This window comes from Pseudomonas sp. Sample_24 (assembly GCF_004307605.1).
GTDB lineage: Bacteria > Pseudomonadota > Gammaproteobacteria > Pseudomonadales > Pseudomonadaceae > Aquipseudomonas.
The window spans coordinates 1-12868 of the sequence record NZ_RCNW01000140.1; the positions used below are offsets into that span (position 1 = coordinate 1).

General features: G+C 60.3%; 13 protein-coding genes and 1 pseudogene. 9 read left to right on the forward strand and 5 right to left on the reverse strand.

Annotated features, from left to right (window positions below):
- On the reverse strand, positions 1–617 hold a 617-nt coding region (locus tag D8V06_RS06610), incomplete at its 3' end, for a TetR family transcriptional regulator (protein ID WP_130930650.1).
- Between the two features lie 174 nt (positions 618–791).
- On the reverse strand, positions 792–1247 hold the full coding sequence (locus D8V06_RS06615; RefSeq protein WP_056852412.1) for a hypothetical protein: 456 nt from the start codon (positions 1245–1247) through the stop codon (positions 792–794).
- Between the two features lie 386 nt (positions 1248–1633).
- Between D8V06_RS06615 and D8V06_RS06620 the strand changes: the two genes are divergently transcribed.
- Positions 1634–3709: an AsmA family protein gene (locus tag D8V06_RS06620; protein ID WP_130903987.1), complete on the forward strand. Its 2076-nt coding sequence runs from the start codon at positions 1634–1636 to the stop codon at positions 3707–3709.
- A 23-nt stretch (positions 3710–3732) separates the two neighbouring features.
- On the opposite strand, the gene D8V06_RS06625 is transcribed toward D8V06_RS06620, so the two are convergent.
- Positions 3733–4647 (reverse strand): LysR substrate-binding domain-containing protein, encoded by a 915-nt coding sequence (locus D8V06_RS06625; protein ID WP_162250566.1) that lies wholly within the window; start codon positions 4645–4647, stop codon positions 3733–3735.
- Between the two features lie 109 nt (positions 4648–4756).
- On the opposite strand from D8V06_RS06625, the gene D8V06_RS06630 reads away from it, so the two are divergent.
- From D8V06_RS06630 to D8V06_RS06640, 3 genes are all read left to right on the forward strand, one after another.
- On the forward strand, positions 4757–5395 hold the full coding sequence (locus D8V06_RS06630) for an NAD(P)H-dependent oxidoreductase (RefSeq protein WP_130903989.1): 639 nt from the start codon (positions 4757–4759) through the stop codon (positions 5393–5395).
- Positions 5396–5701 carry a multidrug efflux SMR transporter gene (locus D8V06_RS06635; protein WP_056852416.1) on the forward strand — a complete coding sequence of 102 codons (306 nt, stop codon included), beginning with the start codon at positions 5396–5398 and terminating at the stop codon, positions 5699–5701. It begins immediately after the preceding gene.
- A 107-nt stretch (positions 5702–5808) separates the two neighbouring features.
- Positions 5809–6699, forward strand: coding sequence for a triacylglycerol lipase (locus D8V06_RS06640; protein WP_056852417.1), 891 nt, complete (start codon positions 5809–5811; stop codon positions 6697–6699).
- A 114-nt stretch (positions 6700–6813) separates the two neighbouring features.
- Here D8V06_RS06640 and D8V06_RS06645 read toward each other — a convergent pair whose 3' ends face one another.
- Positions 6814–7701 (reverse strand): DMT family transporter, encoded by an 888-nt coding sequence (locus D8V06_RS06645; protein ID WP_056852418.1) that lies wholly within the window; start codon positions 7699–7701, stop codon positions 6814–6816.
- 96 nt (positions 7702–7797) lie between these two features.
- Between D8V06_RS06645 and D8V06_RS06650 the strand changes: the two genes are divergently transcribed.
- From D8V06_RS06650 to D8V06_RS06660, 3 genes are all read left to right on the forward strand, one after another.
- Positions 7798–8592 (forward strand): helix-turn-helix transcriptional regulator, encoded by a 795-nt coding sequence (locus tag D8V06_RS06650; protein WP_056852419.1) that lies wholly within the window; start codon positions 7798–7800, stop codon positions 8590–8592.
- Between the two features lie 64 nt (positions 8593–8656).
- Positions 8657–8965 (forward strand): PsiF family protein, encoded by a 309-nt coding sequence (locus D8V06_RS06655; protein ID WP_056852420.1) that lies wholly within the window; start codon positions 8657–8659, stop codon positions 8963–8965.
- 98 nt (positions 8966–9063) lie between these two features.
- Positions 9064–10077, forward strand: coding sequence for a hypothetical protein (locus tag D8V06_RS06660; protein ID WP_056852421.1), 1014 nt, complete (start codon positions 9064–9066; stop codon positions 10075–10077).
- Positions 10078–10215: 138 nt separating this feature from the next.
- Here the strand turns inward: D8V06_RS06660 and D8V06_RS06665 are convergent, their stop codons facing one another.
- Complete coding sequence (locus D8V06_RS06665) at positions 10216–11490, reverse strand: Hsp70 family protein (RefSeq protein WP_130930651.1); 1275 nt, start codon at positions 11488–11490, stop codon at positions 10216–10218.
- A 296-nt stretch (positions 11491–11786) separates the two neighbouring features.
- Here D8V06_RS06665 and D8V06_RS06670 point away from each other — a divergent pair, with 296 nt between their 5' ends.
- Together D8V06_RS06670 and D8V06_RS06675 are read left to right on the forward strand one after the other, a co-directional pair.
- Positions 11787–12731 (forward strand): DnaJ C-terminal domain-containing protein, encoded by a 945-nt coding sequence (locus tag D8V06_RS06670; RefSeq protein ID WP_130930652.1) that lies wholly within the window; start codon positions 11787–11789, stop codon positions 12729–12731.
- A 23-nt stretch (positions 12732–12754) separates the two neighbouring features.
- A pseudogene (locus D8V06_RS06675) lies at positions 12755–12868 on the forward strand (chaperone modulator CbpM); the annotation flags it as partial.

The window sequence follows — 12868 nt, forward strand, 5'->3', positions numbered from 1 at the left end:
AGCCCTTGCCAGTGCTTGAGGCCGATAAAGATGAAGCGCAGCTGCTGGGTGATCTTCGCCTGGGGCGTCAAGTGTTCAGGCAGCGCCTCGGCCGGCGGGTCGATGATGTCGGGCAATGTGGCAAACACGCTTTTGACGATCAGGTCGGCCATGACGCTCAACCCGGCGATGTCCAGGTGTTGCAGCTTGGGCATCAGCGACAGGTCGGCGGCCAGGTCGGAGCTGATGTCTTCGCGCAAGCGGCCGATGGCCTGGCGCACCGGCAACGAGCCGCCATATTGTTCGCGGGCGAGAAACAGGAACTGCGAACGATTGGCTGACACCACATCGAGAAAGATCCGCACCGACGCATCGATGATGCCGCCCATGACAAACTCGTTGTGCCGTACCAGGCGAATGGTTTCGCGGAAAGTCTGGCCAACCTCGCTGACCAGCACCAGGCCCAGTTCGTCCATGTCGGCGAAATGCCGGTAGAAACCGGTGGGCACGATCCCGGCGGTTTTCGCCACTTCACGCAGGCTCAGGCTGCCGAATCCTCGGCCGCCTTCCATCAAATGGCGAGCAGCGTCCATCAGGGCGTTGCGGGTTTGTTGTTTCTGTTCGGCGCGGGGCAGCATTGCAAGGGTGTTTTCTGAAGTAGACAGCGGCGCACTCTAGCAAATCGGCTTCGCTGGCGTCGAACGAGGATAGGGAGATCGAGCGGGGAAGAATTCGGCTGTTACAAACGCAATATCCAGACAGTCAAAAGCCCAATCCGCTGATTGGGCTTTTTTTCAGGGCGGCCATGGGGCTTAGCTCATGGTGCTGTTGCGTTCGATCACACGATCACCACCACCTTCGGCCAGTGTTTGGCCAGGAGTGCGATCGGAGCCGTCAGCGGCGAGGGTTTGGCCAGGAGTGCGATCGGAGCCGTCAGCGGCGAGGGTTTGGCCCGGAGTGCGGTCGGAGCCATCGGCTGCAAGGGTTTGGCCCGGCGTGCGGTCGGAACCGTCAGCGGCAACCGTTTGACCTTGTGGGGTTTGGTCGTAGCCGTCTTCAGTGATCAGGTTTTTTTCTTTCAGGCGATCGTTACCGCCTTCAGCCAGAGTTTGGCCCGGCGTGCGGTCAGAACCATCGGCAGCGACAGTCTGGCTGAATACCGAGTGGTGATCTTTGGCTTGTGGAGTAGCCTGTTCAGCGGCTGGCAGGGCGAAAGCCGTACTGGCCAGCATTGAGAGGGTAAGACTGAGTAGCAATTGGCGTTTCATGATGAGGTGCTCCGTAGGAGGGCAATAAATTGGGTACGAGGGCAATGCTACTCTCGATAAGTCGATATAAAAGTTCATAAACGCAATGGTAATAATCAACGGAATTGATTGTTCTCTGCAGGCCTTGTAGATCGGGGCTTTGCGGGCGGTGCTTTTGCACCGCGGTGGGTATTTTCGACTCACTCACGCCGCGCAAAAGTGCGGGCCCGGTAACGCTGAGGGCGAAAAGAGAGCGCAAGTGAAGGGGTGGTTGCGGCAAAATCGGTTATTCGATTAAACCTGCCGAGCGTTTTTCAGTCGTAGATTCCATAGCGGGTCGGTTTTGGCCCGGCGTTTCTCATGGGCGTCGCCGTCGGGGCGTTCAGTTGTATCAGGAGCTTTGTGCAATGACGCGCACCCGTAGAATTCTCACCTGGTCCCTGGCCAGTCTCGTTGTATTACTGGCTGTGCTGGTGCTGATCATCGTGTTTTTCGACTGGAACCGGATCAAGCCCCCCCTCAACGCCAAAGTCTCCGAAGAGTTACATCGTCCATTCGCCATCAACGGCAACCTGGCGGTGATCTGGCGTCGCGAGCTCGACGAAGGCGGCTGGCGGGCCTGGGTGCCGTGGCCGCATGTCGTGGCTGAAGACCTGACCCTTGGCAACCCGGACTGGTCGAAAACGCCGCAGATGGCCAGTCTCAAACGGGTTGAGCTGCGCATCTCGCCGTTGGCCTTGCTGGGGCAGCGTGTGGTCATCCCGCGCATCGATCTCACTGAACCCAATGCCAAACTGCAGCGCCTGGCCGACGGGCGTGCCAACTGGGTGTTCAGGTTCGACCCCAAGGACCCGAACGCCGAACCTTCCCCGTGGGTCGTTGATATCGGTGCCATAGGCTTCGACAAGGGCCATGTCACCCTCGACGATCAAAACCTGAAGACGCAGCTCGACTTGTTGATCGACCCGTTGGGCAAGCCGATTCCCTTCAGTGACATCGTCGGTGTCAAAGCCGCGAAAAACGCTTCGCAGCGGGGCGGCGCGCCGATGGACTACGCGTTTGGCCTGAAGGTCAAAGGCCAATACCACGGCCAGACACTCGCCGGTCAAGGCAAGATCGGTGGTCTGCTGGCACTGCAGGATGCGACCAGGCCATTTCCACTTCAGGCACAGGCGAAAATCGGCGATACCAGCGTCGAACTGGCCGGCACCCTGACCGATCCGATGAGCCTGGGCGCTCTGGACTTACAGCTCAAATTGGCCGGCACCAGCCTGGGTAATCTCTACCCGTTGACCGGCGTTACCTTGCCGGATACGCCGCCGTACGCCACTGACGGCCACTTGATCGCCAAGTTGCATGAGCCTGGCGGGGCGGTGTTCCGTTATGAAGCATTCAACGGCAAGATTGGCGAAAGTGACATCCACGGCGATTTGACTTACGTCGCGGGTCAGCCACGACCAAAGCTCAGCGGCTCGTTGCTGTCTAACCAACTGCTGTTTGCTGACCTGGCCCCACTGATCGGTGCCGACTCCAATGCCAAGCAGAAAGCCCGTGGCGGTGACAGCAAACAGCCGGCGGACAAGGTGCTGCCGGTCGAAGCGTTCAAGACCGACCGCTGGCGCGATATGGATGCCGACGTCGAGTTCACCGGCAAACGCATCGTTCATAGCGAAAAACTGCCCTTCAACGATCTCTACACGCACTTGGTGCTGACCGATGGCGTGCTCAGTCTCGAACCGCTGCGCTTCGGTGTGGCTGGCGGTAACCTGGAGGCGCAGATTCGTCTGAATGGTCACACCGAGCCATTGGAAGGGCGGGCGAAAATCACTGCTCGCGGTTTCAAGCTCAAGCAGTTGTTCCCGACCTTCGAGCCGATGAAAACCAGTTTCGGCGAGCTCAATGGCGACGCCGACATCACCGGTCGCGGCAATTCGGTGGCCGCGTTGTTGGGCAGTGCCAACGGCAACTTGAAAATGCTGATCAACGATGGCGCCATCAGCCGCGAATTGATGGAGTTGGCGGGGTTGAACGTCGGTAACTACGTGGTCGGCAAAATCTTCGGTGACAAGGAAGTGAAGATCAACTGCGCAGCCTCTGACTTCGACATCAAGAATGGTCTGGCGACCACGCGCCTGTTCGTCTTCGATACCGAGAACGCGATCATCTATATCGATGGCACAGCGAACATGGCCACTGAGCAACTGGACTTGACCATCACGCCGGAGTCCAAGGGCTGGCGTTTGATTTCGTTACGTTCGCCGCTGTACGTGCGTGGCAAGTTCATCAAGCCGGATGCAGGTGTGAAAGCAGTGCCGTTGATGTTGCGCGGGGCCGGGATGGTGGCGTTGGGGGTGATTGCTGCACCCGCAGCGGGGCTGCTGGCGTTGGTGGCACCGAGTGGCGGCGAGCCGAATCAGTGCGCGCCGTTGCTGGAGCAGATGAAATCGGGCAAGGCGCCGGTGACCGTCAAACCGACAAAATAATCGAGGCTCGCGAAAGGGCAGTCTCATGCCAAGGCATGCCCCGACGCCAGCGCCTCCTCCCTCAACCACGCAAAAAACGCCCGCACCGGAGGATGTCGCTCGCGTCCCGGCACGCATAACGCGCTGTAACCGGCGCCATCCACTTGCACGTCACCGCGATAAGCCAGCAACAATCCGCTGGCCACACTTTCCGACACCAGGATATTGCTCGCCAACACCAGGCCCTGCCCGGCGATGGCCGCTTGCAGGGCGTAATGCTCTTCGTCGTATTCGCGCACGGCGGGTTGGCCGGCCAGCCAGGTTTCGCCGGACTGCGCGCACCAGGCCTCCCAGCCATGGGCATAGAGCTTGGAGTTATGCCAATGCACGCTGATCAGCGTCGGTGCTCGGGTTGACGCCAGCGCCACCTGTTCTGGCGAGCCGTAGACGCCGAAGGACTCATCGAACAGGCATGAACCATAAAGATGGGGATATGTTTCGAGGCTGTAGCGCACCACCAGATCGACGCTGGCGTCCTGATGCAGGTCGATAACTTCGCAATGGGTGTCCAGGCGTACGTTGATATTCGGGTGCCGGGCATAGAAACGTCCCAGGCGAGGGACCAGCCAAAGGGCGGCGAAAGCAGCGGTGGTGGAGATCGTCAGACTGGTTCCGCTGCGTTGCGGGCGCAGGGTATCGACGCTTTGCGCCACATCGAGAAAAGCACCGTGCAGGCTGCGGAACAGCCGTTCGCCGCATTCAGTCAGGCGCACCCGACGGGGCAGGCGTTCGAACAGCGGCACCCCGAGCCAGGTTTCCAGCGAGCGGATCTGATGGGACACCGCCGTGGGTGTCACTGACAGTTCTTCGGCGGCCGCCTTGAAGCTAAGCAGGCGTGAGGCGGATTCAAAGGCGCGCAAGGCAGTCAGCGGCAACGAAGCAAACATTGATTTCTCCACGGATGAAATGGATTCATCCCGACTGATTTTTGCTCATTTGAATGACTGAGGCAGTCCGCGTCAATCTGCAGCCACTTGTGTTTTCAGTCTAGACCTTGAGGAGATTCAGATGAGTAAAATTCTTGCAGTGCATGCCAGCCCACGGGGTGAACGTTCGCACTCGCGGCGATTGGCCGAGGTGTTTCTTTCGGCGTTGCAGGCGCGCAATCCGCAGGTGCAATTGACTCGCCGGGAAGTGGGTCGGGCGTTGATTCCGCCGGTCAACGAAGCATTCGTGGCTGCGGCGTTTTATCCCGAGCCCGAGGCCCGCCCCTTGTCGATGCAAGCGGATCTGGCGTTCAGCGATGAGCTGGTCGGGGAGTTGCTCGGCCACGATGTGCTGGTGATTTCTACACCGATGCACAACTTCAGCGTGCCTAGCGGCCTCAAAGCATGGATCGATCAGATCGTGCGGCTCGGCCTGACCTTCAATCACACGCTGGACAATGGCGTGGCTCAATACGAACCTTTGGTGCAGGGCAAAAAGGCGCTGATCATCAGCAGCCGTGGCGGCTTCGGTTTTGGCCCTGGCGGTGAGCTGGAAGCCATGAATCACGCCGACACGTTGCTGCGCACAGTGTTGGGGTTCATTGGCATCACCGACGTCACCGTGGTCGCCGCCGAGGGCGAGGAGTCCGAGGCGCGGACCTTCGCGGTGTCCGCCGCCGAGGCCGAACAGCGCTTGCTGGCGCTGGCCAGGGAGTTCTAGATGGCCTGGCTGTTTTTACTGATCGCCGCCGGGTTCGAAGTCACGTTCGCCATGGGCATGAAGTACGCCGAGGGCTTCACCCGGCTCTGGCCATCGCTGATCACCGTGGTGGCGGCGGTGGCCGGGATCTACTTCCTGACCCTGGCCATGCGTGAGTTGCCGGTGAGCATCGCTTACCCGATCTGGACTGCCATTGGTTCGCTGGGCACGGTGTTTCTCGGGTTTGTGTTGCTGGGTGAAAGCCTGACCGCTGTCAAGTTGCTGTCGGTGGGGCTGATCGTGGCGGGAGTGGCGGGGCTGAAGTAGGCGGGATGTCATAGACTGGTCGTCGAGTTGTCATGTTCGCTGGCGATGCTTGGCGGGTGTCTTGCATCACGCCTTGCGTCACCTCTCGATCACAAGGATGTCCGCCCATGTCGCAAGGTTCTGCCCCGCGTTATCCAATGGTGCTGGTCCCGGGAATGCTCGGGTTTATCCGTCTGGTGCTCTACCCGTACTGGTACGGCATCGTCGAGGCGCTGCGTCGTGGTGGTGCCGTGGTGTTCGCGGTGCAGGTGTCGCCGCTCAATTCCAACGAGGTACGTGGTGAGCAATTGCTGGCGCGGATCGAGGAGATTCTGCGCGAGACCGGGGCCGACAAGGTCAACCTGATCGGCCACAGCCAGGGCTCGCTGACCGCCCGATACGCGGCGGCCAAACGTCCGGACCTGGTCGCCTCGGTCACTTCGGTCGCGGGCCCGAACCATGGTTCGGAGCTGGCCGATTACCTGCACCGGCACTATGCCCATGACAGTCTCAAGGGCCGCTTGCTGAGCTGGTTGTTGCGAGTGATCAATGCCTTGATGTGTCTGCTCGATACCGGTTATCACGGGCCGAAGTTGCCGGTGGACGTTCATGGATCGCACCATTCACTTACCACAGAAGGCGTCGCGCTGTTCAATCAGCGTTATCCACAGGGCCTGCCCGAGACGTGGGGCGGGCACGGCCCGGAAGAAGTGAACGGGGTACGTTACTACTCCTGGTCCGGGACTCTGCAACCAGGCAAGACCGATCGCGGGCGCAACCTGTTCGATGGCACCAACCGCAGTTGCCGGTTGTTCGCCAAAACCTTCGTGCGCGAAGCCGGACATTGCGACGGAATGGTCGGCCGCTACAGCTCGCACCTGGGAACGGTGATTGGCGACGATTTTCCGCTGGATCACTTCGACATCGTCAATCAGTCACTGGGATTGGTCGGCAAGGGCGCCGAGCCGATACGTTTGTTTTTGGAGCATGCGGCGCGGCTGAAAGCGGCCGGGCTTTAGATCGCGTTATCGTTCATCGCGGGCAAGCCACGCTCCCACAGGTTTTGTGTCGGATGTGATTTCTGTGAGCAACCGAAAACCTGTGGGAGCTGGCTTGCCAGCGATGGCGGCAAATCAGGCAACGCTGACCTTGCGGCCTAACACGGTGGTCCAACGCTCGGAAACAATCACCCCACCCAACGTCAATACCCCGCCCACCAAGTGATACAGCGCCAGCTGCTCACGCAGCACCACCGCCGCGATCAGCGCAGTAATCACCGGCAGCAAATTGAAAAACATCACCGTCCGACTCGGCCCCAAGCGCACCACCGCCTGCATCCATGCCAGTGGCGCGACCATCGAAGCCAACAGGCAGGCATACAGCACCAGCGGAATATTGTGCAAAGTCGGACCGACTTTCGCTGATGCGAGGAACAGCGGAAACAACACCACTACCGCCACCAGCACCTGCAAGTAAAGCAACACCAGCGGCGGCAATTTCAGCTGCCATTTTTTCAGCAGGGTGCTGTAGACCGCGTAGGCCAGCGTTGCCACCAGCATCATCGCGTCGCCCAGGTTCACGCCGTGTTCCAGCAGCAAGCCGAGGCTGCCGGAGGACACCACCACCAACACCCCGGCAAACGACAGCACCGCACCGGCCAGTGCGCCGGCGGTCAGGCGCTGGCCGAGGCTGATGATCGCCATGGCCAGCGACATCAGCGGCATCAAGGACAGGATGATGCCCATGTTGGTGGCTGAGGTCAGGGCCGCGGCGAAGTACGCCAGGCTCTGATAGACCGCCATGCCAAGCACGCCGAGGATGAAAATCTTGCCCAGGTTCGGGCGAATCGCTGGCCAGTGCGCGATCACCGGTTTGAGCATGAAAGGTGTGAACAACAAACCGGCGAGCAGCCAGCGGTAGAATCCGATCTCGGCGGGGAAGATCGCCCCGGCCGACATTTTGGTGATCACGGTGTTGCCGGCCCAGATAAAGATGGCCAACAGGGGATAAGCGTATTGCATCGGGAAAAACCAGAACGTTAATGAAGGGCAATTATCCTCTGTCTGGATACGAGCCTATACTTCAATCCAGACAACCTGCCCCTGAATCCGGACAGCATGACCCGTAAACACATCGACCTGCTGGATTTCAGCGAACTGCCTGCCCCCGTGTATTTCCGCTACGCCGATTTCGATGCGCACCGCTTTGCCTCGGCCCACCGGCATCCGTGGGGCACGCTGGAATACTCGGCACATGGTGTGTTGCACATGGAGATTGGCGGCAGCCGCTTCATGTCGCCGCCGCAGTACGCAGTGTGGGTGCCGCCCGAGACTGAGCACAGCTTTTACAGCCATCAGCCGATCAATTATCGAGCGGTGTGCCTGGCGCCGACGATGTGCGCCGATTTACCGCAACAAGCCTGCACCCTCGCCATCAGCGACATCCTCAAGGCAATCCTCAAGGACTTCGCTGCCCGGGACGTAAAGGTGCCGAGGCAGGAGGCAGACCAACGTCTGGCCCAAGTGCTGGTCGATCAACTGAAGCAGGCGCCGGTGCATGAGTGCTATTTACCCTACGCCCGCAGTGCCGGGTTGCTGAGTATCCTCGAAGCCTTGCAGGCCGAACCCGGGGATAACCGGCCCCTGGCGGATTGGGCCGCGCAGATTCATGTCAGTGAGCGCACCCTGGCGCGGCAGTTCGTGCGTGAGTTGGGCATGAGCTTCGGCGAGTGGCGCCAGCGTGTGCGTTTTCTCGCCGCCATCGAGGCCCTGGACAGCAACCGCAGTGTCCAGGACGTTGCCTTCGACATGGGCTACAGCACCGGTTCGGCGTTTATCGCGATGTTCCAGCGTCAAGCCGGGTGCACGCCGGAGCAGTATCGACGCAGTCATTTGACGAACAGGAAGGTGTAACAGGCGTTGTCTACACTCCAGAGCAAGGCCGTTCCCCTTGGTGCGGCGATAAGGAGAAAACTCCATGCAAATGTTGCGTGCCCCTTTATTGATGATCGGTTTGCTGCTCTGTTCCCAGGGCTTCGCCGCCACTGACCAACAGAACAAGATGACCACCTGCAACGCCGAGGCGACTGCCAAAACCCTCAAGGGCGATGAACGCAAAGCCTTCATGAGCAATTGCCTCAAGGCCACCCCGGCGGCCAACGATGCCGGCAAAGCCTTGACCCCGCAGCAAGAGAAAATGAAAACCTGCAATGCCGATGCCGCCACCAAGGCCTTGAAGGGTGATGAGCGCAAGGCGTTCATGAGCGATTGCCTGAAGAAAAAATAGCCAGAACCCAGACCAAGGTCGCCCCACACAATCCCTAGTGCTGACACCGGATCGCTGGCAGACTGCCAATCCTTTTACGCCGTTCGTTTTGAGGCTGTATGCCAACGTTTTCTCAGCGTCAAGTTTTGCTGGTCATCAGCTGGGTCATTATTTTTGGCGGACTGCTGCTGGTTATCCCGCTGCGATTGCTGCCCAGCCTGCTGGCCGGGTTGCTGGTGTTCGAACTGGTCAACATGCTCACCCCGCAGTTGCAGCGGTTGATCGAAGGGCGCCGTGCGCGCTGGCTGGCAGTGGCGTTGCTGGGGACGTTGATTGTCAGTGTGCTGGCGCTGGTTTTCGCCGGCGCCATCAGCTTCCTGCTGCACGAAGCAGAAAATCCCGGGGCTTCCCTGGACAAATTCATGGGCGTGGTCGACCGCGCACGCGGGCAATTGCCGCCGTTCATCGACGCCTATCTGCCGGCCAGCGCCGCCGAGTTCCGGGTGGCGATTGGCGAATGGATCAGCAAGCACCTCAGCGATTTGCAGCTGGTGGGCAAGGACGCGGCGCACATGTTCGTGACGCTGCTGATTGGCATGGTGCTGGGCGCGATCATCGCCTTGCAGCGCATTCCCGACCTGACCAAGCGCAAGCCGCTGGCCGCCGCACTGTTCGATCGCCTGCACCTGCTGGTCCAGGCCTTTCGCAACATCGTGTTCGCGCAGATCAAGATTTCCCTGCTCAACACCTTCTTCACCGGGATCTTCCTGGCGGTGGTGCTGCCGATGTTCGGCATCAAGCTGCCGCTGACCAAGACCCTGATCGTCCTGACCTTCCTGCTCGGCCTGTTGCCAGTGATCGGCAACCTGATGTCGAACACCCTGATCACCATCGTCGGCCTGTCGCTGTCGATCTGGGTGGCGATGGCAGCGCTGGGCTACCTGATCGTCATCCACAAGCTCGAGTACTTCCTCAACGCGCGCATCGTCGGCGGGCAGATCAGTGCCAAGTCGTGGGAGTTGCTCTTGGCGATGCTGGTGTTCGAGGCCGCGTTCGGCCTGCCGGGTGTGGTGGCGGGGCCGATCTACTACGCGTATCTGAAGAGTGAGTTGAAGCAGGTGGGGATGGTGTAACCCCGCCCGATCATTCCCACGCTCTGCGTGGAAATGCATCCCGTGACGCTCCGCGTCACAGCCTCAACAGCGGACGCAGAGCGTCCATGGCGGCATTCCCACGCAGAGCGTGGGAACGATCATTAACTCGGTTCTGGATCAGCCCATCGGGCCGTAGCGTTTTGCAGCCTCGATCGCCAGACCGCTGCCGATGCTGCCAAAGATGTTGCCTTCCACATGCCGCGCATTCGGCAACATCGCCGAGACGCTGTTGCGCAGTGCCGGGATGCCGCTCGAGCCACCGGTAAAGAACACCGTATCCACCTGATCGACCCGCACATCGGCGTCCGCCAGCAACTGGGTGACGCTGTTGCGCACGCGTTCGAGCAGGTTGTCGATGGCCGATTCGAACAGGGCGCGACTCAGCTCCACGCTCAACCCGGGTTCGATGCGGTCCAGCGGCACATGGCGGCTGTCAGCATGGGTCAACTGAATTTTGGTTTCTTCGACTTCCATTGCCAGCCAGTGCCCGGCGCGCTGCTCGATCAGCTTGAACAGGCGATCGATGCCGCCGGTGTCTTCGATGTCGTAGCGCATGCTGCCCAGCGCCAGCGTGGATTTCTGCGAGTACACCGAGTTGATCGTGTGCCAGGTCGCCAGGTTCATGTGGTGGCTGGTCGGCATGTAGGCGCCGCTCTTCATGCGGCTGCCGTAGCCGAACAGCGGCATCAGGCCTTGCAGGCTCAGTTGTTTGTCGAAGTCGGTCCCGCCGATGTGCACGCCGCCGGTGGCGAGGATGTCATCGTGACGGTTGTCGTGGTTGCGGCGTTCCGGGGACAGGCGCACCAGCGAGAAGTCGGAAGTACCACCGCCGATGTCGACGATCAGCACCAGCTCTTCTTTTTCGATGGTCGACTCGTAGTCGAACGCCGCGGCAATCGGTTCGTACTGGAACGAGACTTCCTTGAAACCGATGGCGCGGGCCACGTCCACCAGCGTGTTTTCCGCTTCCTGGTCAGCCATTTCGTCGTCGTCGACAAAGAACACCGGACGCCCCAGCACCACTTCTTCGAATTCCCGACCGGCGGTGGCTTCGGCGCGCTTCTTCAACTGGCCGATGAACAGCCCGAGCAGGTCCTTGAATGGCATCGCCGTGCCCAGGACACTGGTGTCGTGCTTGATCAGCTTGGAACCCAGCAGGCTCTTGAGCGAGCGCATCAACCGGCCTTCGTAGCCTTCCAGGTACTCGTGCAGCGCCAGCCGGCCGTACACCGGGCGGCGTTCTTCGATGTTGAAGAACACCACCGACGGCAGGGTGATCTTGTCGTCCTCCAGCGCGATCAGCGTTTCCACGCCGGGACGCAGCCAGCCGACAGTGGAGTTGGACGTGCCAAAATCGATACCAACGGCACGGGCTGGAGATGCGTTGTTCATGTCTTTCAAGTTCCGGTTAAAAAACGGCCGCGCAGTGTATGTCAGTGCGGCACAGAATCGAAGGCCGACTATCCGCTAAATCTTGCCTTTCGGCGCCTTGAAAGATGCCTCGGCACCCCCAAACTACCCTGCATCAACCGGACAGCCTGGGGCAACCGCAAGAAGCCCCGCCCGCTGCCGATAAACTTCTGATGCGCTGCCCGGTCACAAACTTGAGATTGGTCAAGCCCTGCGCTGCAAACAGGCGCATGCTGTGGCAGGTAGCGCGATTTCGATAACGGATGGTGATTCGAGCGATGGACTTCAAAGACTATTACAAGATTCTCGGCGTGGAGCCGACGGCGGACGACAAGGCGATCAAGGCCGCCTATCGCAAGCTCGCCCGCAAATACCACCCCGATGTCAGCAAGGAAAAGGACGCCGAGGCCAAGTTCAAGGACGCCTCTGAAGCCTATGAAGCCCTGAAAAGCGCCGACAAGCGTGCCGAATACGACGACCTGCGCCGTTATGGCCAGCATGGCCAGCCGTTCCAGGGACCACCGGGCTGGCAGAGCCGTGGCGGTTTCGGTGGCGGTGGTCAGGACACCGGCGATTTCTCGGATTTCTTCAGTTCGATCTTCGGTAACCGTGGCCCCGGTTTTGGCGCTGGACAGTCGCGTCGCAGCAGCGGACGCAGAGGGCAAGACGTGGAAATGGAACTGGGGATTTTTCTTGAAGAAACCCTCTCGAACGAATCGAAGAAGGTCACTTTCCAGGTACCGCAATACAACGCCGCCGGCCAGCACGTCAGCAATACCCCGAAAAGCCTGAATGTGAAGATTCCCGCCGGCGTGAGCGACGGCGAGCGCATCCGGCTCAAGGGCCAGGGCGCACCGGGTGTCGGTGGTGGTGCCAATGGCGATCTGTACCTGACCATTCGGTTTGCGCCGCATCCGAAATTCGACGTCGAAGGCGAGAACCTGATCATCACGTTGCCCCTGGCACCGTGGGAGCTGGCGCTGGGCACTGAAGTGGCGGTGCCAACGCTGACCGGCAAGATCAACCTCAAGGTCCCGGCCGGCAGCCAGAATGGCCAGCGCATGCGCGCCAAGGGCCACGGCCTGCTGAACAAGGCCGGCGAACGCGGTTATCTGTTCGTGCAGCTCAAGGCCGTGATGCCCAAAGCCTCCGACGATGAGGTCAAGGCGCTGTGGCAGGAACTGGCGAAGAAAGCCGCCTTCAATCCGCGAGAGAACTTCTGAACCCGACGACGGAGTAGCCCATCATGAGCAGCCCCCTGATCGTTCAACTGGACCTGGCAGAATTCTGTGAGGCGGCCGATTTGTCGGACGTCTACGTGATCGAAATCGTCGAGCACGGCATCCTCGAACCTCAGGGC